Raw genomic sequence first — 21,597 nt, forward strand, 5'->3', positions numbered from 1 at the left:
GACCCCGTCCTACTGCTTGTCGAAGCGGTGCTGGGTCTGGGGCTGCTGGGCGGTGCCCGGGGCGCCGCCCTCGATGGCTTGCTGCTGCGCGGACGGGCCGCCCGCCAGCTCGGCCTTCATCCGCTGGAGCTCCAGCTCCACGTCCGTACCGCCCGACAGGCGGTCCAGCTCGGCCTGGATGTCGTCCTTGGAGCCGAGACCGCTCTGGTCGTCGAGCGCGCCGGAGGCCAGCAGCTCGTCGATGGCTCCGGCACGCGCCTGGAGCTGGGCGGTCTTGTCCTCGGCCCGCTGGATCGCCAGACCGACGTCGCTCATCTCCTCGGAGATGCCGGAGAAGGACTCCGCGATCCGGGTCTGGGCCTGCGCCGCCGTGTACGTGGCCTTGATGGTCTCCTTCTTCGTACGGAAGGCGTCCACCTTGGCCTGGAGGCGCTGCGCGGCGAGGGTCAGCTTCTCCTCCTCGCCCTGGAGGGTCTGGTGCTGCACCTCCAGGTCGCTGACCTGCTGCTGGAGCGAGGCACGGCGGGACAGGGCCTCGCGGGCCAGGTCCTCGCGGCCCAGGGCGAGGGCCTTGCGGCCCTGGTCCTCCAGCTTGCCGGACTGGTTCTGGAGCTGGTTCAGCTGCAGTTCCAGGCGCTTGCGGGAGGTGGCCACGTCGGCGACGCCGCGGCGCACCTTCTGGAGCAGCTCGAGCTGCTTCTGGTAGGAGTAGTCGAGGGTCTCGCGCGGGTCCTCGGCCCGGTCAAGGGCCTTGTTCGCCTTCGCGCGGAAGATCATTCCCATACGCTTCATGACACCGCTCATGGGCTTCGCGCGCCCCCTTCTAGACGGACTGTGCTCCAGGTCACCAACAGAACCCACAGTACGGGCCCTGTCTCCATTACCGCACTGTTCGAGTACGGATGCGCTCCTCCTCCAGGACGAGTACGTCCCCGCCGTGTCAGGCGTGAGGAGTAGGTGGGCCCCCGACCGGTACGGACCGGTTCGGAGGGCGGGCCGCCGCACGCTCCCTGCAAGGGGGAAGACGCGCGCCGTTGCCGGATCGTTCCCCACCGGGGTGGGGCCCGTGCCCGCAACCACGTAGGCTTGGGTTTTGTGTTTGGTAGCCGTTCCTCCAAGGAAGAGAAGGCCGCCGCCACCGACAAGGTGAGCGCCGACCTCTCGCAGCCCCGTGACCCGCAGGCCCCGAAGGGCCGCCCGACGCCGAAGCGTGCTGTGGCCCAGTCGCAGCGCAAGGCCGTGGTGGCCTCGACCGGCAACCGCAAGGAGGACGCCAAGCGAGCCCGTGAGCGCCGCCGCGTAGAGATGGCCAAGCAGCGCGAGGCCATGGCCAGTGGCGACGAGCGCTATCTGCCCGTGCGCGACAAGGGCCCCGTCCGCAAGTTCGTCCGCGACTACGTGGACTCCCGCTTCTCGGTCGCCGAGATGTTCCTGCCGCTGGCAGTGATCATCCTGGTGCTGAGCATGGTGCGGGTCCCGTCCATCCAGAACATCGCGCTGCTCCTGTGGATGGGCGTGATCGCCCTGATCGTGCTCGACTCCATCGGCCTGGTGTTCCGTCTCCGCAAGGCGCTCAACGAGCGCTTCCCGAACGAGCCCCGCCGCGGCGCCGTCGCGTACGGCCTCATGCGCACGCTCCAGATGCGCCGGCTGCGCCTGCCGAAGCCGCAGGTCAAGCGCGGGGAACGGCCCTGAGCGGAGAGACGCCCGGAGCGTCGGGGGACGGTTTCGCCTGGGGAGGTCCGGGCGGAGCCCGGCTGTGGCTCGAGGGCCTGGGCGGACTGCGCAACGCGGTCCGGCAGGAACTCGTGGGCCGGCAGGTCGACGAGCAGATCGCGCAGCGCTTCCCGGTCGGGCAGCGGCTGCGCGTCCTCGACGTCGGCATGGGCCAGGGCACCCAGGCGCTGCGGCTCGCCCGCGCCGGGCACAAGGTGACCGGCCTGGAGAAGGACCCGGGGATGCTCTCCGTCGCCCGTGAGGCGCTGGAGGGCGAGCCCGCCGGGATCCGCGACCGGGTCCGGCTCATGGAGGGCGACGGCCGCGAGACCGGCGCCCACTTCCTGCCGGGCAGCTTCGACGTGGTGCTGTGCCACGGGGTGCTGATGTACGTGCCCGAGCCGGACGCCATGCTCGCCGGGCTGGCCCGGATGCTGGCTCCCGGCGGCCTGCTGTCCCTGCTCGTGCGCAACGGCGACGCGCTCGCCATGCGGCCAGGGCTGGGCGGCGACTGGACGGGCGCGCTGACCGCCTTCGACGGCGTCGACTACCGCAACCGGCTGGGCCTGGACGTACGGGCCGACCGGCTGGCCGGGCTGACGGCCACGCTGAGCGGCATCGGGGCGCCCCTGCACTCCTGGTACGGCGTACGCGTCTTCACCGACGGCACCGAGGCGGGCGAGAGCCTGCCGCCCGAGGACGAGCTGGAGCGGCTGCTGGCCGCCGAGGACCGCGCCGGCCGCACCGACCCCTACCGGGGCGTCGCCGCACTCCTGCACCTCTGCGGCGTACGCGGCTGAGACCTCCGCCCCGGGCCGCTGAGCCGGGACGGGTGCGTACCGGGGTGCCCCCCGCAGCCGGGTTCTCCGGCCGGGAGACCCCGGGGGTCCCCGGGGTCTCCCGGCCGGACCGGGTCCGGCCGGGACGGCCCGGGAAACCGCCGGGCCCCCGCAGGGGCTACGCGTCGACGGCCGACCTCAGGCTCATCGTGTACCGCTCGGTGCCGCCGTCGTCGGACAGCTTCACCTGCTCGACGCCGCCCTCCAGCAGCTCCTTCCAGACCTCACCGATCCAGGACTCCGCGTCCCCCTGCGTGGTGAACTCCTCCGGTTCCACCGCCGGGCTCGTCTCCGCGCCCTTGGCCGTCTCGAACCGCCACGTCCACGCCATGTCCGCCTCCGTTGCTCGTCCGCTGCTCGCCTTGAGTGTGCCCGCAGAGTAGCCGGGCGCGCACCACTCCCGGCGACGCGGGAGGATCTCCCTGTGGAACTCACTCTGCTCGGCACCGGCACGCCCGAGGGCCTCCCCCGCCCCGGCTGCCCCTGTGCGGCCTGCGCGGTCTCCGTCGGTACCCGGGCGCGCGCCGCCACGGCCGTCCTCGTCGACGGCGCACTGCTGCTCGACCTGACCCCCGGGGCGGTGCTGGCGGGCGCCCGCGCCGGGCATTCGCTGGCCGGCGTACGGCAGGTCCTGCTGACCCACCCGCACGACGGACCCGCCGTGGAGCTGCCGCCCGGGCTGCCGGCCGCCGGGCGGGTCCCGGACGGCCGGGAGCTGGCGGTGATCTCGGGGCACCGGGTGCGGGCGGTGCCGATGGACGCGCCGGGCACCGGGTACGAGGTGACGGGCCCGGACGGCGCCAGGCTGCTGTACCTGCCGCCCGGCGGGGCCCCGGCCGGCTGGGGGTCCCCCCGTACGGAGCCGGGGGGAGGGACGACGGGGCAGCGGCCGTACGACATGGTGCTGGCCGATGTGCTGGGGCGGCCCGAGGCCCTCGCCCGGCTGCGGGCGAGCGGCGCGGTGGGCGCGGCCACGGACGTGATCGCCGTGCACCTCGACCACGACACCCCGCCCGGCCCGGAGCTGGAGCGCCGGTGCGCGGCCGCCGGGGCCCGGGCGGTGCCGGACGGGACCACCGTGCTCGTCGGGGAGTACCACGCGGCGCCGGACCTGCCGCGCCGGACGCTGGTGCTGGGCGGCGCCCGCTCGGGCAAGTCCCTCGAGGCGGAGCGGCGGCTGGAGGCCTTCCCCGAGGTGGTGTACGTGGCCACCGGCGGCAGCCGGGACGGGGACGCGGAGTGGGCCCAGCGGGTCGGGCTGCACCGGGAGCGGCGGCCCGCGAGCTGGCGTACGGAGGAGACCTGCGACCTGGTCCCGCTGCTCGCCGGCACGGGTGCGCCGCTGCTGATCGACTGTCTGGCGCTGTGGCTGACGGACGCCATGGACCGGGCCGGGGCCTGGGACGACGAGGTGTGGGCCAAGGGCGGTCAGCACGAGCTGCGCGACCGGGTGGCCGAGCTGGTGGCGGCCGTGCGCGCGACCCGTCGCCGGGTGGTGCTGGTCAGCAACGAGGTGGGGTCGGGCGTCGTCCCGGCGACGGCCTCGGGGCGCCGGTTCCGCGACGAGCTGGGCCGGCTGAACGCGGCGGTCGCGGGCGAGTGCGAGCACGTGCTGCTCGCCGTCGCGGGACTGGCCACCGTCCTCAGGCAGTAGCCGGGGGACGGCCTGAACCGAGGCCTGAGGGAGGGCCTTACCGGCTGTACTCTCTGGCAGATGAGCACGCTGAATCTCGACGACTTCTCCGATCTGATCGAGCGCCCCGACGGGGGCGTCCGGCGTGACGCCGAGGAACGCCGTGAACGCCTCGCCGTGCCGCCCGGCGCACTGGGCCGGCTCGACGAGCTCGCCGAATGGCTCGCCGCGGCGCAGGGCCGGGTGCCGGTCGGCCCGATCGAGCGGCCCCGCGTGGTGCTGTTCGCCGCCGACCACGGGATCGCCGCCGAGGGCGTCTCCGCCCGGGCCGCGTCCACCGCCCACGAGCTGGTGCGCGGCGTGCTGGACGGATCCAGCCCCGTCGCGATCCTGGCCGGCCGGTTCGGCGCCACCGTGCGGATCGTCGACGCCGGACTCGACTGCGACCCGGACCTGCTCCCCGAGGACGTGGTCCGCCACCGCGTGCGGCGCGGCAGCGGCCGGATCGACAAGGAGGACGCCCTCACCCTCGACGAGGCCCGCGCCGCCCTCGAACTCGGCATCCGGATCGCAGACGAGGAAGCCGACTCCGGTACGGACCTGGTCGTCCTCGGCGACCTCAGCGTCGGCGGGACCACGGCGGCGGCCACCCTCGTCGGCGCCCTGTGCGGAACCGACGCCTCGGTGGTCACCGGCCGCGGCGGCCTGCCCGTCGACGACCTGACCTGGATGCGCAAGTGCGCGGCGATCCGCGACGCGCTGCGCCGGGCCCGGCCCGTGCTCGGCGACCAGGTCGCGCTGCTGGCCGCGGTGGGCGGGGCCGACCTGGCCGCCATCACCGGATTCCTGCTCCAGTGCGCGGTGCGCCGTACGCCGGTCATCCTCGACGGCGTCGTCTCGGCGGCCTGCGGTCTGGTGGCCCAGCGGGCCGCGTTCCGCGCCCCCGACTGGTGGCTGGCCGGTCAGGCGAGCGGCGAACCCGGCCAGTCGAAGGCCCTGGACCGGATGGCTCTCAACCCTGTGCTCGACCACGGCGTCACTGTGGGGGAAGGTACCGGGGCATTGCTGGCCCTCCCCCTGGTCCAGGCGGCTGCCGCTCTCGCGGCGGAACTGCCGGAGCGGGCGGTGCGGGAGCCGGTGCGGTAGGCCGCCGGGATCCGCGGTCCTGACCAGTCCGCGATCCCCGGACCCAGCCACTATGGACGGCAACGCCCCATAAGATCGCTTTTATGGGAGAGGTCCGTTTGAGCAGGGCAGAGACCGACCGCGGCACCGTACGGGTACCCGGACCGGCATCCGGCAGGAGAGACACCGGCGGCGACCCCGCCGGCAGGGGGGCGGACAGCGGCCGGGAGGCCGGCCGGGGGGGCACCCGTTCGCGGCGCGGCGCCGCGTTCGCGGTCTGGTACCTGCGGGCCGTCACCTTCGTCAACTTCCTGAGCGCGGTGTGGGTTTCGCTCGGTCAGGACCTGCGCCGGCACAACGCCGCGGACTTCTACACCCCGTACCTGCTCACGGCCGGTTTCGCCTCCGGGCTCTTCTGCCTGCTGCTGGCCGTCACGATGGGCCGCCGCAAGCGGGCCGCCTGGATCCTGAACCTGGTCCTGGGCGGGATGCTGCTGCTCGACTTCGCCCGCGCGGCCTTCGTACCCTGCTCGTGGGGCCCCGACGTGTGCTACCCGCAGTTCCGCGAACATCCACAGAACTGGGTCTCGCTGGGCCTCACCGCGGCCTTCGTGATCGCGCTGCTGCTGGGCCGCCGGGAGTTCTACGCCAAGGGCGACCGCTCCAACCCGGCGCTCGCCACCCTCGTCGCGGCCGTCGGCCTGCTGGTCACCTCCCTGGTCGCGGCCCTGCTCGTCGGCGCCACCAACACCGCCGCGGACAGCGCCGGGGCCACCTTCCTGACCCGCTGGCGGTACGGGGCGATGCGGCTGATCACCCTGGACCCGGACGCCCGGGCCTACAGCACGATCGACACCCCCGGCTGGGTGGACGTCTTCGTCAACGTGATGTCGATGCTGCTGCTCCTCGCCGTCCTGTTCGCCGCCTTCCGCTCGCGCCGCGCCGTCGACCCCCTCTCCGAGGAGGACGAGGAGCGGCTGCGGGCGCTGCTCACCAGGCAGGGGGACCGCGATTCGCTCGGCTACTTCGCGCTGCGCCGCGAGAAGTCCGTCATCTGGTCCCCCACCGGGAAGGCCGCCGTCACCTACCGCGTCGTCGGCGGTGTGTCCCTGGCCTCCGGCGACCCGATCGGCGACCCCGAGGCGTGGCCCGGCGCCATCGAGCCGTGGCTGGCCGAGGCCCGCGAGCACGGCTGGGTGCCGGCCGTGATGGGCGCGAGCGAGGAGGCCGGGCAGATCTACGCGCGGCACGGCCTGGACGCGCTGGAGCTCGGCGACGAGGCGATCGTGGAGACGGCCGAGTTCACCCTGGAGGGCCGCGCGATGCGGACCGTCCGGCAGGCGTACAACCGTGTCAAGCGGGCCGGGTACACCGTACGGATCCGCCGTCACGCCGACATCCCCGCCGAGGAGATGGACGAGCTGGTCAAGCGGGCCGACGACTGGCGCGACGGCGCGACCGAGCGCGGCTTCTCGATGGCGCTGGGCCGGCTGGGTGACCCCGGCGACGGCCAGTGCGTGATGCTGGAGTGCACCGACGGCAACGGCGATCTGCGGGCGGTGCTGTCCTTCGTGCCCTGGGGGCCGGGGGGCCTGTCGCTGGACCTGATGCGCCGTGACCGGGACTCCGAGAACGGGCTGATGGAGTTCATGGTCATCGAACTCCTGGAACGTTCCAAGGAGATCGGGGTCGGCCAGGTCTCGCTGAACTTCGCGATGTTCCGGTCCGTCTTCGAGCGCGGGTCCCGGCTGGGCGCCGGCCCGGTGCTGCGGATGTGGCGCTCGCTGCTGAGCTTCTTCTCCCGCTGGTGGCAGATCGAGTCCCTCTACCGGGCCAACGCCAAATACCGGCCGATCTGGGAGCCGCGGTTCATGCTCTTCGAGAAGAGTTCGGACCTGCTGCGGATCGGTATCGCGGCGGGCCGGGCCGAGGGCTTCCTGGAAGCCCCCGGCCTGCCGAAGTGGCTGCACCGCAGACACCTGGAGACCCGCCGTTGACAGCGTGGAACACCTCCGCATTCGGGCGGTTCGCCCGCCGTGAGTGGGGTCCTCTGTTCTGGACCGTCCGGGACGCGCTCGTCCGCGACAGGTGGCGGGCGATCCCGATGACCATCGGCGCGGTCTGCCTGACCTCGGTCTTCCAGATCGTGCAGAACACCTCCTGGGGCTTCCAGCCGGTCCAGAACCTCGGCTCGGTGAAGGCCGTCGACCCGTTCTGGCTGGCCCTGCTGCGGACCCCGCTGTCGCTGTTCGTGCCCGCCCTCGACCTGCCGGTGTGGGGCGCGCTCGCGCAGGTCCTGCTCGTCTTCGGGATCTCGGAGATCTGCATCGGCTGGTGGCGCACGCTGGTGATCGGCTACGTGGCCACGCTCGCCGGGACCACGTACGCGCGGATCGGGCTCGCGCTGGGCCCGGACCACCCCCTGGGCCTGCCGGTGTCCGACCGGATCGTCAACGACACCGGACCCTCGGCGGCGGTGGTCGGCCTGGCCGTCTACGTCTGCTGGCGCTACCGGGCGTACCTGACCGGCGCCCTGCTGGTGCTGGTGATGATCGGCGAGGTGCTGGTCAAGAACAACCTCGCGGGCAAGGAGCACCTGGCGGCCATCGCGGCCGTCATGGTGCTGTGCGCGGTCCGGGCGAAGTGGGGGCCGGAACGCTCCCGGACGCCGCTGGGCAAAGGCCCGTCGCAGCCGGACACCCGGCCGGAGTGAGCGGGGCGGCCGGGCCGCGCGGGGCAGGCCGTACCGTATCGGGGTGACGACAGACCTCGGGCCGTTCGCGCCCACCCGGCAGTGGATGCGGGGCCATCCGCTCGCCACCGATGCCGTGCTCGCGTTCGGGGCGCTCGTCTGCATGGTCCTCGGTTCCTTCGCCGATCCGCACGGGCCGCACGGGCCCGCCTTCGGCACGCGCAACCCCGATCCGTTCTCGCTGCTGCTGATGCTGTTCGGCGCGGCCGTCCTGGTGTTCCGGCGCCTGCGGCCGCGCGCCGTGCTCGCAGTGGCCTGCGGACTGTCACTGCTGGAGCTGACCACCGGCGAGCCGCGGGCGCCCGTCGCCATGTGCACGGTGATCGCCCTGTACACGGTGGCCGCGTGCACCGACCGGCCCACGACCTGGCGGATCGGACTGCTCACCATGGCCGGGCTGACGGGCGTGGCGATGCTCGCCGGGCCGCTGCCCTGGTACGCGCAGGAGAACATCGGGATCTTCGCCTGGACCGGAATGGCCGCCGCGGCCGGGGACGCCGTGCGCAGCCGCCGGGCCTTCGTCGACGCCATCCGGGAGCGGGCGGAGCGGGCCGAGCGGACCCGGGACGAGGAGGCGCGGCGACGGGTCGCCGAGGAGCGGCTGCGGATCGCGCGGGACCTGCACGACGTGGTGGCGCACCACATCGCCCTGGTCAACGTCCAGGCCGGGGTGGCCGCGCACGTCATGGACAAGCGCCCGGACCAGGCCAAGGAGGCGCTGGCGCACGTACGGGACGCCAGCCGGTCGGCGCTGAACGAGCTGCGGGCCACGGTCGGGCTGCTGCGGCAGTCCGGTGACCCGGAGGCGCCGACCGAGCCGGCTCCCGGGCTGGCCGTCCTGGACGAGCTGGTGGACACCTTCCGGCACGCCGGGCTGCCGGTGGAGGTGATCGTCCAGCTGGGCCCCGAGCCGGGCCCGCTGCCGGCCGCGGTGGACCTGGCGGCGTACCGGGTGGTCCAGGAGGCGCTGACCAACGTGCGCAAGCATGCGGGGCCGGGGGCCCGGACGGAGGTGAGCGTGGTGCGGGTGGGGCCGTCGGTGGAGATCACGGTGCTCGACGACGGCGGCACGGAGCCCTCCGTCGCCGAGCCCGGCGGGGGGCATGGGCTGCTGGGCATGCGGGAGCGGACCGGTGCGCTGGGCGGAACCTGCTTCGCCGGGCCGCGCTACGGCGGCGGCTACCGCGTCCACGCCATCCTCCCCCTCCCCTAGGGCAAGCTCAGCCCAATCCAGCCCCTCCGGCGTTTGAGGAGCGGGGTCTGGGGCGGAGCCCCAGGAAACCCGGCTCCGCCGGCCACCGGGCTCTGCCCGGACCCGCTCCTCAAACGCCGGAGGGGCTGGATTGGCCCGGACCCGGATGGATTGGCCCCGCCGGGGCTACTGGCACGGGCGGCGCCAGGCGTCCAGGTCGAGGCGTTTCTGCAAGGAGCTCAGCCCCAGCTCGCGGGAGCGTTCGCAGAAGCGGTCCGCCGGCAGCTCGTACTCCACGTGGAACACGGCCTTGCCCGCCTCGATGAACGGCGTCAGCTTCTCGCACTCGCGGTACTGCGCGCACTGCTCGTTGACCGCGAAGTCGAACTCCGCGACGAGCTCCGGGATCTGGTCGAGGTCGTTCTTCAGGCCCACCGCAAGCCCCCGGTCGTGCGCGAGCTTCGCGATCAGCCGGTTGTAGCGCAGCTGGTCCTCGGCCGTGAGCGGGAAGCCCGAGGTGTTGCGGTAGGCGTCCATGTTGTCGGGTTCCACCGCGTCGAAGCCCTTGTCCCGGCACATGTCGAACCGTTTGGCGATCAGCGGTTCCAGCTCGGTCAGCCGCCGGATGTCCACCCAGCGCTCGCCCTCCCAGCCGTTGCCCTTCCCGATCATCGTCTTCGGGAAGTCGTCCGCGTCGGGCCGGAAGTCCTCCCAGGCGCCGGTGGACAGGTAGCAGATGGTCTTGCGGCCGGCCTTCTTCAGGGCGGCGACCTGCTCCTTGGTGGTGGTGAACCCGTCCACGTCGTACACGGGCGCCTTCACCGACAGGTCGAGCTTCCCGGTGAGCTGCCACTGCCAGCCGACGCCCGGCTGAGGCCGCCAGCGCTCCCCCGGCGCCTGGTCCGGCCACGGGTACGGCTCGTCGTCGCCGTCGTCCGCCGGGTCCGCGGTGCAGGCGGTGAGCAGCAGCAGCGCCGCGACCAGCAGGGTGGCGAAACGCTTCATCGGGCTGCCTCCAGGGCGTACGGCAGGGTGCCCCACGGGTGGGCGCCGGTCCCGGGGACCGCGCAGTGCACCCCCGCCCGCCGCTCGTGGGCGAGCTGCGCGGCGGGCGCGTCCGGCGGGACCGCGTACACGAGGTGGCAGAACCGCTGGGCGGGGTGGTCGGCGGTCCAGGGCGGCGCGGTGGCCGCTTCCCGGTAGGCGTCCCAGGGGCCTTCGAAGGTGACGAGCAGGTCGGCGAGCCCGGCGTACCCGGGGTGCGGGTGGACGCCGTGGTTCAGCACGAGGGTACGGGCGCCGGCCGCCCGGGCGGCGACGGCGAGCCGGCCGTAGTGGGGCAGGAGTTCCGGATCGGCGGACGCCTGGTCGAGGAAGGCGCCGTCCGCCTCGTACCAGTCGCGGTGGCGCAGCAGGTCCTGGACGACGTCCGCGTGCGGGCGCCGCCCGTAGTCGGTGTCGACGTAGCCGAGGACGGGCACCCCGGCGTCCCGCAGCCGCCCGGCCACGGCGGCGAACCTTTCGTCGGGGGCCGGGCCCGGCCCGCTGTCGGGGTTGAGCACCACGGAGTGCAGCCGTCCCGCGGAGCGGATCAGCAGCTCCCACTCCTCGGGGCGGTCGGCGGGGTGCTCGTAGAGCGGCACCAGCAGCATGGGGTCCTTCTCGTACGGGGTCACGGGTGTCGGCGGTGGCGTCGGCGGCCGGGTCATCAGCGGTGCGCCGTCGCCCGGCCGAGCAGCAGGCAGACCAGCGCGGCCAGCGCGGCGGCGGCCGCGCCCGCCACGGCGAGCTGGACCATGCGGGGCTGACCGAGTCCGGTGAGCAGGGCCAGGCTCTGGGCGACGGCTGCCGAGGCGCAGACCACGGCCGCCGGCCGGACCGCGCCGAAGGACTGGAGCAGCAGTCCGGTCCACATCACGGCGCCGAGCAGGAGCAGGGTCGCTCCGCGGGTCCCGGTGAGGGCGGGGGCGTCCGGCCAGAGCAGGGTGCCGGCCGTGCCCAGGGCGAGCAGCACCAGCAGGTACACGGCGAGGCACCGGGCCAGCGTGGTGAGCATCCGCCGCCGGAAGGACCGGGGCGAGCGGGCCGCCCGGAGTCCGGCGAGGCTGCCGCTGCGGAAGCGGTGGAGCAGCCATTCGGCGGGGCCCATGCTGAGGGTGAGGGCCACCGCCGAGGGGGCCGCGACGGCTTCGGCGGGGCCCCCGGCGAGCACCTCGCCGAGGGCGGCGTACAGCACGAGCAGGCCGGTGCCGAGGCCGAAGACCCCGTACGGGACGGAGTCCCCGAGCCGCGGGCCGCGCGCCGCGCGTTCCTCCTCGGCGCCGCGCAGCATCCGCCAGCGCACCGGGCCGGTGCCGGGCCTGCGGACCCACCAGCCGCGGATCCGGGCCGCGGCGGCCCGGAGCCCTTCGGCCAGCGGGAGTTCCCGTACGGCCAGGGTGCAGGCGGCCAGCAGGGAGGCCGCGAGCAGGGTCGTCCGTACCGGTACGGGCAGGTCCACGAAGAGCGCGAGCAGGGCTCCGGCGGCCATCGGGGCGAGGGCGGCGAGCAGCACCCGCTCCCGGCCGAGGACGAGCAGGACGGTGGCGGCGCCGACGTAGACGGCCTGTCCGGCGGCGAAGGCGTACGAGAAGGGCGGCCCGCCGGGCACGGCCAAGGCGGCGGCGGTGCCCAGCAGGGATCCGGCGGGGGCCCCGGCGAGCAGGGTCCGCCCGGCGGCGGCCCGGTCGCCGAGTCCGAGCCAGGAGTAGGCCCGGTGGGAGAGGGTCTGGTCCCAGACCCAGCCGATGAGTGCTCCGGCGAGCAGGGTGAGGGTTCCGGCGGGCAGGCCGAGGCGGTCGGGCGGGCCGTCGAGCAGGGGCGCGCCGAGGAGGTAGGCGAGGCCGGGCAGGGCGAAGATCACCCCGCGCAGGAGGCAGGCGGTGAGGGAGACCTTCCAGGGGTCGGGGGCGTCCTCGGGCTCCGGGAAGGAGCGGGGCACCCGGGCGTAGAGCTCCTCGGCGAGGGCGAAGGAGTCGTGGCGGCCGTAGGTGAGCCGGATGTACTCGTCGGTCATGCCGTCGGATTCGAGGACGGCGGCGATCTCGTCGGGGTGGACGGCGGCGGCCGCCAGCCCGCCGACGCGGGACAGCAGTTCGTCCATGGGGTCGGCCGGCGGCGGGCCTTCGCGGCGCGGCCTGGGGATCGCGGGCAGGGTGTCCGCGCCCGGGGACTTCAGCCAGAGGGATCCGCTCACCACAGGCTCCCGTCGGCCGCGAGCTCCCGGTACCAGGGGTCGGCGAGGCGCTGGGTCCACTCGTCGCCGGGGCGGACGGGCAGGACGGGCTGGCCGGCGAGTTCGCGGTAGATGTGCCGGAAGCCGTCCACGGACTGGTGCAGGGTGAACTTCTCCACCACCCGCTTGCGGGCGGCCCTGCCGAGTTCGGCGCGGCGTCCGGGGTCGCGGAGCAGGGCGAGGGTGGCGCGGGCCATGGTCTCGGGTTCGCGCGGCGGGACGACGAGGCCGGTGTCGCCGACGGCCTCGCGGACTCCGCCGACGTCGGTGGAGACGGTGGTGCGGCCGCAGGACATGGCCTCGATGATGCTGAAGGGGAAGCCTTCGCTGATGGAGGAGAGCATCACGATGCTGCCGGCCGCGTAGGCCTGGGCGACCTGCTCGATGCGGCCCTCGTAGGCGATGCCGTCGGTGACGCCGAGGTCGGCGGCGAGCGTCTCCAGCCGCAGCCGGTACTCCTCGCAGCCCGCCGGGACGGGGCCGAAGAGGCGCAGGCGCAGCGCCGGCAGTTCCTCGCGCATGAAGGCGTAGGCCCGGATGAGGGTTTCGAGGTCCTTGATGGGGTCGATGCGCCCGCACCAGCTGAGCGTGGGCACGTCGGGTTCGGGGCCGGCCTCGGGGAAGGCGTGCGGGTCGACGCCGTTGTAGACGGTGCGGATCCGGTCGGAGGCGGCGCCTCCGCGCTCTTCCCAGCGGCGGTTGTACTGGTTGCAGGGGGTGATCAGGTCGGCCTGCCGGTATCCCTCGGTGTTGAGCTCGCGGTAGAAGCCGAGCAGCAGGGCCTTGACGGGCCAGCGCTGGGCGGCGGAGCGGTAGCCCAGGTAGCGCTCGCGCAGGTAGATGCCGTGCTCGGTGAGGAGGAAGGGCACCTCGTCGAGGTACTTGGCGGCGAGGGCCGGGAGGGTGGCGAGGCCGCTGCTGACGGCGTGCGCGACGCTGTCGGGCGGGATCCGCACGCTGAGCGGGCGCAGCGCGTGTTCCAGCAGGTCGGTGGCGGTGAGCGCGTCGTGGATGGTGGGCTCGGCGGCCGCGGTGGTCAGACCGGGGCGGGTCCACACGGTCATCAGCAGGCGGAGCACGGACTCGGAGCGCAGGGCCGGGGCGAGGCGGCCGGCGCGGGCCAGGACGGCGAGTTCGCGCAGGGCGGCGGAGAAGCGGTGGTCGCCGGGGCCCCGGCCGGGTTCGAGCAGGGACAGCAGGAAGGATTCGTAGACCTCGGTGAAGCGGCGGTGGGCCTTGCCCCGCAGGGCGGACCTGCGGATGCGGGACGGGAGCGGTCCCCACAGCGGGAAGGCGGTGTGCCGGTAGACGTTGCGGGGCAGCTCCCAGGTGACCGGCTCGCGTCCGGAGCCGGTCAGGGCTATGACGTTGAAGTCGACCTCCGGCATACCGCGGACCAGCTGGTCGCACCAGGTGCTGACGCCCCCGTGGACGTGCGGGTAGGTGCCTTCGGTGAGCATGGTGACATGGCGCCCATGGCTCATGCGGTGTGTCCCCCCAGGACGTGAAAGGGGCCGGCGCCCGTGGATTCGCGGAGCGCCGGCGCTCGTGTTACTCGGCTTGCGGAATGCCCGTACGGTCAGCTGGGCAGCTTGAGCGTGACGGCGCTCTGGAGCAGTTCGGGTCCGGTCCAGGTGGAGCGGGTGCCGGCGTAGGCGGTGCCGAAGTCGGCGGATCCGAGGAGGAGTTGCTTCTTGGTGCCGTTGGGGGCGGTGACCGGGGCGACGACTCCGGAGGGCGCCTTGACGGTGACGGCCGTGCCGATGCGGTAGGCGGTGACCTTGCCCTCGGCGAGGGCCTTGTCCCAGGCGGCCCGGCGGCCGAGCTCGACGCCGGTCTCCTTCATGGTCTGGTTGACGATGGGGGCGCTGGGTGCGTAGAGGGACCGGTAGGTGTCGAGGACCTGGTTGAGCACCGGGTAGAGGGTGCGGTCCTCGGCGAGGTTGGACTGGTGGACGTAGTGCGGGCGCGGGTCGTTGCCCAGCACGTGGCGCAGGGCGGTCCGGGCCTCCTGGGGGACGATGTGGTCCAGGTAGCCGGTGTTGAGGTCCACGGGGGCCGGCAGGCAGGTGGAGGTGCCCGGGTTGTCCTCGCAGATGCCGCTGCCGCCGTGTGCGCGGCTGGTGTAGATCCAGTTGTACTCGTCGGCCATCTCGGCGTTGGTGCCCGTGTTGTAGTACACGTTCATCGGGTGCCGGGGCACCGTCAGAGCGGAGCCGACGGCCCGCTGCGCGGGTTCGCGCGAGTTGTCGCTGCCGGCCCACTTCACGCCGTTGTCGGCGAGGGCGCCGGCCAGGTTGGGGTTGTCCTGGGGCTGCTGCGGGTTGGTCTTGAGGCCCGAGTGCTCGCCGGTGACGAGCTCGGTCCGGTCGGTCGCGATGCCCTTGGAGGCGGCCCAGTTGTTGTTGTCGCGGATCTGCGCGGAGATCTCCGCGCGGCTCATGTACTGGACCACGCCCTGGGCGTTCTTGACGCAGGTCCAGGGGATGGTGGCGGTGTTCTGGACGCAGCCGAGGAACGGGTGCGTGTAGGTGTGGTTCATCCAGCGGTACTTGGCCCGGTCGGCGACGAGCTGGGCGGTGAGGGCGTCGGTGCCGCCGTTCTCCGCCTTCCATTCCTCGCCGGCGCCGCCGTTGAAGAGCATGTCGAGCTTGAAGTCCTTGGACGTCTGCCACTGCGCCGCGTACTGGGCGTCGGCGGCGGTCATCCGGATGGTGCTCTCCTGGCCTTCGCCGCCCGGGCAGGCGTAGTCGCCGGGCGTGCAGTTGAGCTCCTTGTTCCAGCGGGCGTCGGGCGCGAAGACGTCGTCGACGTGGACGGCGAAGTAGCTGCGGCTCTGGCCGAGGTGGATCCCCTGGGTGAGCCAGTCGACGATGCCGCGGGCCAGCAGCCGGAACTGCTGCTGGTACTGGTTGTAGCCGAAGGTGACGACCAGCTCGCTGCGCCCGTCGTGGGTGTACTCGCCGACGAGCGAGGCCCGTCCGGAGCCGACGGGGGCGTCGAGGTAGCTGGTGTAGCCGGGGCGCGGCTTGCCCATGAACCCGAAGCTCTCTGGAACGAGGGCGGAGTTGTCCTCGAAGGCGACTTGGCCTCCGAGGTAGGCGAAGGGCCCGGCCTTGCCGGCCGCGGTCACGGCGGCCTGGGTGCCGTCGAGCTGGCCGCTGTAGCCGCCGTTGTCGGTGTACTCCAGACCGACGCCCGGGTGGGCCCAGGTGTAGGCGTCCACCTGGCGGATCCCGTACGTCGTCTCGTACGCGGTGAGCGCGGCCATCTCGGCGGAGCCCGCGCCGAAGGGGTTCTCGTTCGGCAGGACGACGCCCTGGTACTTGGCTCGGGGACGTCCGTCCACCGTGTCGCTGAGGAAGCCCGCGTTGATGACGGGGCGGCCGCTGCTGCCCAGCTGGACTCGGGTGTACGGGACTCCGGTGTCGCGGAGTTCCGCGGTGATCGCCTCGACCGAGCTGCCGCCGTCGTCGACGACCAGCACCTTCAGGTCGATGCGCGGAGCCGTGGCCGCCTGGGCGGTCGCGGCGGGTACTGCCACGGACACCAGGGCCGCCGCGGCCATGGCGGCGGCGAGCCTGTTCATCCGGTTCTTGTTGACCATTTCGGCCTTTCCCCCCGCAGGCATCCCTCGACGCGGCCCAAGGCAGTCGGCCGGGCCGGGGAGGCTCTGTGGAAATCATGCAAAGGAACCCCGCGTCCCCTTGCGAGAGTGGACCGAGTCTTTCGGACCTCGTCAGGTCTACGGGGCAAACCTGGAGCAGAGTCCACGGATGGGTGAATCTCCAGGCTTCTTGATCGAACAACTTGCCAAACCTTCGAGTGGCGTGCGGCAGAGTGCGTACGCGTAGGCTCATTTCTGGCAGCTGTCGGGCCGGAATACGATCGCCACGGATGGCCGTCCACCCACTCGGCCCACACACACAAACGGAAGCGAGACTTCACCACCGTGACTGCTCTGACTCTCAGCACTGCCGGCGCGGCGACGCTGCGCGCCGACGCCCTCGTCGTCGGCGTCGCCAAGGGCCCCAAGGGCCCGGTCGTCGCCGCGGGCGCCGAGGCCGTGGACAAGGCGTACGACGGTAAGCTCGCCGCCGTGCTCGACGCCGTCGGCGCCTCGGGTACCGAAGGCGAGATCACCAAGCTGCCGGCCCCGGCGGGCCTGAAGGTCCCGGTCGTGCTGGCGGTCGGGCTCGGCTCCGTCCCGGAGAAGGACGAGTCGTTCGACGAGGAGGTGCTGCGCCGCGCCGCCGGCGCCGCCGCCCGCGCCCTGCACGGCTCCAAGAAGGCCGCCTTCGCCCTGCCCCTGGACGACGCCTCCGCCGTCACCGCCGTCGCCGAGGGCGCGCTGCTGGGCGCGTACGCCTTCACCGCCTACCAGGGCGGCGAGACGAAGACCTCGAAGAACCCCGAGAAGGCCGACAAGGCCGACAAGAACGGCGGCCCCAAGCAGCCGCTCGGCGAGATCGCCCTGCTCGGCGCCAAGCCGCGCGACAAGGAGCACAAGGCCGCGGCCGAGCGCGCCACGATCGTCGCGACCGAGCTCAACATCGCCCGCGACCTGGTCAACACCCCGCCGAACGACCTCACCCCCGAGGCCTTCGCCGCCGTCGCCTCCGCGACCGCGAAGGAGAACGGCATCAAGGTCCAGGTCCTGGACGAGAAGGCGCTGATCAAGGGCGGCTACGGCGGCATCATGGGCGTCGGCAAGGGCTCCGACAACCCGCCGCGCCTGGTGAAGCTCTCCTACACGCACCCCAAGGCGGAGAAGACCCTGGCCTTCGTCGGCAAGGGCATCACCTACGACTCGGGCGGCATCTCCCTGAAGCCGGCTGGCCACAACGAGACGATGAAGTGCGACATGGCCGGCGCCGCCGCCGTCTTCGCCTCCGTCGTCGCGGCCGCGAAGCTGGGCCTCCAGGTCAACGTCACCGGCTGGCTCGCCCTCGCCGAGAACATGCCCTCCGGCACCGCCACCAAGCCGGGCGACGTGCTGCGCATGTACAGCGGCAAGACCGTCGAGGTCCTCAACACGGACGCCGAGGGCCGCCTGGTCCTCGGTGACGCGCTGACCCGCGCCTCGGAGGAGAACCCGGACGCGATCGTCGACGTCGCCACCCTGACCGGCGCGATGATGGTGGCCCTGGGCAACCGCACCTTCGCGATCATGTCGAACGACGACGCCTTCCGCACCTCGGTCCACGAGATCGCCGAGGAGGTCGGCGAGTCCTCGTGGCCGATGCCGCTCCCCGCCGAGCTGCGCAAGTCCATCGACTCCCCCACCGCCGACATCGCGAACATGGGCGAGCGCATGGGCGGCGGCCTGGTGGCCGGCATCTTCCTGAAGGAGTTCGTCGGCGAGGGCGTCACCTGGGCCCACCTCGACATCGCCGGCCCGGCCTTCCACGAGGGCGCCCCGTACGGCTACACCCCCAAGGGCGGCACCGGCGCCGCCGTGCGCACCCTGGTGCGGCTGGCCGAGCGTACGGCCACCGGCGACCTGGGCTGATGTAGGCCCGCAGCGCCGGACGTGAGCCGGATGTGAGATGTCTCAAGCCTTGGTCAGCGACTTGATCAAGGCTTGAGGCATGTTCACCGACAACGAAATCCGTAGGTTTCTACGCACCGGTAACCCTTACTTCGGGCAGAACCGCCTGCCACATCGTGGGCCCGGCGTCCCGCGTTCCGCCGACAAATGCGAAGATGGGTTCTCGGCAGGACAGGGCCCCCACCACAGGGCCGAAGAACTAGCGGCCGATTACCAGCCGCCGCCCGGTCACAGAGGACCGGTGCCCGGCGCACATGCATGGAGGACGTGACGTGGCGAACGACGCCAGCACCGTTTTCGACCTAGTGATCCTCGGCGGTGGCAGTGGCGGTTACGCCGCGGCGCTGCGCGCATCCCAGCTGGGTCTGGACGTTGCCCTGATCGAGAAGAACAAGCTCGGCGGCACCTGCCTGCACAACGGCTGCATCCCCACGAAGGCTCTGCTGCACGCGGGCGAGATCGCGGACCAGGCTCGTGAAGCCGCCCAGTTCGGTGTCAAGACCTCTTTCGAGGGCATCGACATCGCGGGTGTGCACAAGTACAAGGACGAGGTCATCTCGGGCCTGTACAAGGGCCTGCAGGGCCTGGTCGCCTCCCGCAAGGTGACCTACATCGAGGGTGAGGGCCGCCTCTCCTCGCCGACTTCCGTCGACGTGAACGGCCAGCGCATCCAGGGCCGCCACGTGCTCCTGGCGACCGGCTCCGTGCCGAAGTCGCTGCCGGGCCTGAACATCGACGGCAACCGCATCATCTCCTCGGACCACGCCCTGGTCCTGGACCGCGTGCCCCAGTCCGCCATCGTCCTGGGCGGCGGCGTGATCGGCGTCGAGTTCGCCTCGGCGTGGAAGTCCTTCGGCACCGACGTGACCGTCGTCGAGGGCCTCAAGCACCTCGTCCCGGTCGAGGACGAGAACAGCTCGAAGCTGCTGGAGCGCGCGTTCCGCAAGCGGGGCATCAAGTTCAACCTCGGCACCTTCTTCGACAAGGCCGAGTACACCGAGAACGGCGTGCGCGTCACGCTGGCCGACGGCAAGACCTTCGAGGCCGAGGTGCTGCTGGTCGCCATCGGCCGCGGCCCGGTCTCGCAGGGCCTGGGCTACGAGGAGCAGGGCGTCGCGATGGACCGCGGCTACGTCCTGGTCGACGAGTACATGCAGACCAACGTGCCGACCATCTCGGCCGTCGGTGACCTCGTCCCGACCCTCCAGCTCGCGCACGTCGGCTTCGCCGAGGGCATCCTGGTCGCGGAGCGTCTGGCCGGTCTCAAGACCGTCCCGATCGACTACGACGGTGTCCCGCGCGTCACCTACTGCCACCCCGAGGTCGCTTCCGTCGGCATCACCGAGGCCAAGGCCAAGGAGATCTACGGCGCGGACAAGGTCGTGGCCCTCAAGTACAACCTCGCGGGCAACGGCAAGAGCAAGATCCTCAAGACCGCGGGCGAGATCAAGCTCGTCCAGGTCAAGGACGGTGCCGTGGTCGGCGTCCACATGGTCGGTGACCGGATGGGCGAGCAGGTCGGCGAGGCCCAGCTGATCTACAACTGGGAGGCTCTGCCGGCCGAGGTCGCGCAGCTCATCCACGCGCACCCGACCCAGAACGAAGCGATGGGCGAGGCCCACCTGGCCCTCGCCGGCAAGCCGCTTCACTCCCACGACTAATCGTCCGGGCGCGACGACCACTTCCGCACATTCGTAAGGAGCAACAGAAACCATGTCGGTTTCCGTAACCCTTCCGGCGCTCGGCGAGAGCGTCACTGAGGGCACTGTCACCCGCTGGCTGAAGGCCGAGGGCGAGCGCGTCGAGGCCGACGAGCCGCTGCTCGAGGTCTCGACCGACAAGGTCGACACCGAGATCCCCTCGCCCGTCGCCGGCATCCTGGCCTCCATCAAGGTCGCCGAGGACGAGACCGTCGAGGTCGGCGCCGAGCTGGCCGTCATCGACGACGGTTCGGGCGCCCCGGCCGCGGCTCCGGCCGCCGCCGAGCCCGCCGCCGCTGCCCCGGCTCCGGTCGCGGAGGCCCCCGCGGCCCCCGCCCCGGCCTCCGAGGCTCCCGCCGCCCCGGCCGCCGCCCCCGCGGCGTCGGGCACCGATGTCGTGCTGCCCGCCCTGGGCGAGTCCGTCACCGAGGGCACCGTCACCCGCTGGCTGAAGCAGGTCGGCGAGTCCGTCGAGGCCGACGAGCCGCTGCTCGAGGTCTCCACGGACAAGGTCGACACCGAGATCCCGGCTCCGGTCTCCGGCACGCTGCTGGAGATCGTGGTCGGCGAGGACGAGACCGCCGAGGTCGGCGCCCGTCTGGCCGTCATCGGTGTCGCGGGTGCGGCTCCCGCCGCGGCCCCGGCCGCCGCCGCCCCGGCTCCGGTCCAGGCTGCCGCTCCGGTCGCCGCCCCGGCTCCGGTCGTCGCCGCCCCGGCCGCTCCGGCTCCGGTCGCCGCTCCGGCCCCCGTGGCCGCCCCGGCCCCGGTCGCCGCCCCGGCCCCGGTGGCCGCCCCGGCCCCGGCTTCCGCCGGTGACGAGGGCGCGTACGTGACCCCGCTGGTGCGCAAGCTCGCCACGGAGTCCGGCGTCAACCTGAACACGGTCACGGGCACCGGCGTCGGTGGCCGCATCCGCAAGCAGGACGTCCTGGCCGCCGCCGAGGCCGCCAAGGCCGCCGCCGCCGCTCCGGCCGCCGCCGCTCCCGCCGCGAAGGCCCCGGCCGCCGCGGTGTCCGAGCTGCGCGGTCAGACCGTCAAGATGACCCGCATGCGCAAGGTCATCGGCGACAACATGATGAAGGCCCTGCACTCGCAGGCTCAGCTCAGCTCCGTGGTCGAGGTGGACATCACCAAGATCATGAAGCTGCGCGAGAAGGCCAAGGCCGGCTTCCTCGCCCGTGAGGGCGTCAAGCTGTCCCCGATGCCGTTCTTCGTCAAGGCCGCTGCCCAGGCGCTGAAGGCCCACGCGGTCGTCAACGCCCGGATCAACGACGACGAGGGCACCATCACCTACTTCGACTCGGAGAACATCGGCATCGCCGTGGACTCCGAGAAGGGCCTGATGACCCCGGTCATCAAGGGTGCCGGTGACCTCAACCTGGCGGGCATCTCCAAGGCGACCGCCGACCTGGCCGCCAAGGTCCGCGGCAACAAGATCACGCCGGACGAGCTGTCGGGCGCGACCTTCACCATCAGCAACACCGGCTCGCGCGGTGCGCTGTTCGACACGGTCATCGTGCCCCCGAACCAGGTCGCCATCCTGGGCATCGGTGCCACGGTGAAGCGCCCGGTGGTCATCGAGACCGCCGAGGGCACCAACATCGGCATCCGCGACATGACGTACCTGACCCTGTCCTACGACCACCGCCTGGTGGACGGCGCGGACGCGGCCCGGTACCTCTCGGCCGTCAAGGCCATCCTCGAGGCCGGCGAGTTCGAGGTCGAGCTCGGCCTGTAGGGTCCCGCCGCGACGCGGCAGTCACACGTTCGGCGCCCCTGTCCGGAAATCACTCCGGGCGGGGGCGCCGTCGTCTT

At 72.7% G+C, this 21,597-nt stretch carries 17 protein-coding genes; 10 read left to right on the plus strand and 7 right to left on the minus strand.

Going from position 1 to position 21,597, the window contains the following annotated elements:
* Positions 1 to 9: 9 nt before the first annotated feature.
* Positions 10 to 804: a PspA/IM30 family protein gene (locus tag ACTVZO_RS12510; RefSeq protein WP_384228718.1), complete on the minus strand. Its 795-nt coding sequence runs from the start codon at positions 802 to 804 to the stop codon at positions 10 to 12.
* A 282-nt stretch (positions 805 to 1,086) separates the two neighbouring features.
* Between ACTVZO_RS12510 and ACTVZO_RS12515 the strand changes: the two genes are divergently transcribed.
* Both ACTVZO_RS12515 and ACTVZO_RS12520 read left to right on the plus strand, forming a co-directional pair.
* A complete protein-coding gene (locus ACTVZO_RS12515; protein WP_384228716.1) occupies positions 1,087 to 1,695 on the plus strand; it encodes a DUF3043 domain-containing protein in 609 nt (202 codons plus the stop codon).
* 113 nt (positions 1,696 to 1,808) lie between these two features.
* Positions 1,809 to 2,516, plus strand: a complete 708-nt coding sequence (locus tag ACTVZO_RS12520; protein WP_443298447.1) for a class I SAM-dependent methyltransferase — start codon at positions 1,809 to 1,811, stop codon at positions 2,514 to 2,516.
* 157 nt (positions 2,517 to 2,673) lie between these two features.
* Here the strand turns inward: ACTVZO_RS12520 and ACTVZO_RS12525 are convergent, their stop codons facing one another.
* Positions 2,674 to 2,886 carry a hypothetical protein gene (locus ACTVZO_RS12525; protein WP_443298448.1) on the minus strand — a complete coding sequence of 71 codons (213 nt, stop codon included), beginning with the start codon at positions 2,884 to 2,886 and terminating at the stop codon, positions 2,674 to 2,676.
* Positions 2,887 to 2,979: 93 nt separating this feature from the next.
* On the opposite strand from ACTVZO_RS12525, the gene ACTVZO_RS12530 reads away from it, so the two are divergent.
* The 5 genes from ACTVZO_RS12530 to ACTVZO_RS12550 all read left to right on the plus strand — a co-directional run bounded on the left by ACTVZO_RS12530 (position 2,980) and on the right by ACTVZO_RS12550 (position 9,278).
* The gene (locus tag ACTVZO_RS12530; RefSeq protein WP_443298449.1) at positions 2,980 to 4,209 is read left to right on the plus strand and encodes a bifunctional adenosylcobinamide kinase/adenosylcobinamide-phosphate guanylyltransferase; all 1,230 of its coding nucleotides are present in this window, start codon (positions 2,980 to 2,982) and stop codon (positions 4,207 to 4,209) included.
* Between the two features lie 69 nt (positions 4,210 to 4,278).
* Positions 4,279 to 5,334, plus strand: a complete 1,056-nt coding sequence (gene cobT, locus ACTVZO_RS12535) for a nicotinate-nucleotide--dimethylbenzimidazole phosphoribosyltransferase (RefSeq protein WP_443303138.1) — start codon at positions 4,279 to 4,281, stop codon at positions 5,332 to 5,334.
* A gap of 263 nt (positions 5,335 to 5,597) precedes the next feature.
* Entirely contained in the window at positions 5,598 to 7,310 is a 1,713-nt protein-coding gene (locus ACTVZO_RS12540) for a phosphatidylglycerol lysyltransferase domain-containing protein (protein ID WP_443303139.1), read from the plus strand.
* Positions 7,307 to 8,026, plus strand: a complete 720-nt coding sequence (locus tag ACTVZO_RS12545; RefSeq protein WP_443298450.1) for a hypothetical protein — start codon at positions 7,307 to 7,309, stop codon at positions 8,024 to 8,026. Before ACTVZO_RS12540 ends, ACTVZO_RS12545 begins: the two co-directional genes overlap by 4 nt.
* 85 nt (positions 8,027 to 8,111) lie before the next feature.
* Positions 8,112 to 9,278: a sensor histidine kinase gene (locus ACTVZO_RS12550; protein WP_443303140.1), complete on the plus strand. Its 1,167-nt coding sequence runs from the start codon at positions 8,112 to 8,114 to the stop codon at positions 9,276 to 9,278.
* 165 nt (positions 9,279 to 9,443) lie between these two features.
* Here the strand turns inward: ACTVZO_RS12550 and ACTVZO_RS12555 are convergent, their stop codons facing one another.
* The 5 genes from ACTVZO_RS12555 to ACTVZO_RS12575 form a co-directional block, all read right to left on the minus strand.
* Complete coding sequence (locus tag ACTVZO_RS12555; RefSeq protein WP_443298451.1) at positions 9,444 to 10,262, minus strand: endo alpha-1,4 polygalactosaminidase; 819 nt, start codon at positions 10,260 to 10,262, stop codon at positions 9,444 to 9,446.
* Positions 10,259 to 10,909, minus strand: a complete 651-nt coding sequence (locus tag ACTVZO_RS12560; RefSeq protein WP_443303141.1) for a spherulation-specific family 4 protein — start codon at positions 10,907 to 10,909, stop codon at positions 10,259 to 10,261. The genes ACTVZO_RS12555 and ACTVZO_RS12560 overlap by 4 nt, the downstream gene beginning before the upstream one ends.
* Before the next feature lie 56 nt (positions 10,910 to 10,965).
* On the minus strand, positions 10,966 to 12,492 hold the full coding sequence (locus ACTVZO_RS12565) for a hypothetical protein (protein ID WP_443298452.1): 1,527 nt from the start codon (positions 12,490 to 12,492) through the stop codon (positions 10,966 to 10,968).
* Positions 12,489 to 14,015 carry a GT4 family glycosyltransferase PelF gene (pelF, locus tag ACTVZO_RS12570; RefSeq protein ID WP_443298453.1) on the minus strand — a complete coding sequence of 509 codons (1,527 nt, stop codon included), beginning with the start codon at positions 14,013 to 14,015 and terminating at the stop codon, positions 12,489 to 12,491. Before pelF ends, ACTVZO_RS12565 begins: the two co-directional genes overlap by 4 nt.
* A 95-nt stretch (positions 14,016 to 14,110) precedes the next feature.
* Positions 14,111 to 16,138 (minus strand): hypothetical protein, encoded by a 2,028-nt coding sequence (locus ACTVZO_RS12575; RefSeq protein ID WP_443298454.1) that lies wholly within the window; start codon positions 16,136 to 16,138, stop codon positions 14,111 to 14,113.
* Between the two features lie 345 nt (positions 16,139 to 16,483).
* On the opposite strand from ACTVZO_RS12575, the gene ACTVZO_RS12580 reads away from it, so the two are divergent.
* The 3 genes from ACTVZO_RS12580 to sucB all read left to right on the plus strand — a co-directional run bounded on the left by ACTVZO_RS12580 (position 16,484) and on the right by sucB (position 21,520).
* The gene (locus ACTVZO_RS12580; RefSeq protein ID WP_443298455.1) at positions 16,484 to 18,043 is read left to right on the plus strand and encodes a leucyl aminopeptidase; all 1,560 of its coding nucleotides are present in this window, start codon (positions 16,484 to 16,486) and stop codon (positions 18,041 to 18,043) included.
* 311 nt (positions 18,044 to 18,354) lie between these two features.
* Positions 18,355 to 19,743 (plus strand): dihydrolipoyl dehydrogenase, encoded by a 1,389-nt coding sequence (lpdA, locus tag ACTVZO_RS12585; RefSeq protein ID WP_443298456.1) that lies wholly within the window; start codon positions 18,355 to 18,357, stop codon positions 19,741 to 19,743.
* A gap of 52 nt (positions 19,744 to 19,795) precedes the next feature.
* Positions 19,796 to 21,520 (plus strand): 2-oxoglutarate dehydrogenase, E2 component, dihydrolipoamide succinyltransferase, encoded by a 1,725-nt coding sequence (gene sucB / locus ACTVZO_RS12590; protein WP_443298457.1) that lies wholly within the window; start codon positions 19,796 to 19,798, stop codon positions 21,518 to 21,520.
* Positions 21,521 to 21,597 lie beyond the last annotated feature (77 nt).

The sequence above is a fragment of the Streptomyces sp. IBSNAI002 genome (assembly GCF_052244475.1).
Classification (GTDB): domain Bacteria; phylum Actinomycetota; class Actinomycetes; order Streptomycetales; family Streptomycetaceae; genus Streptomyces.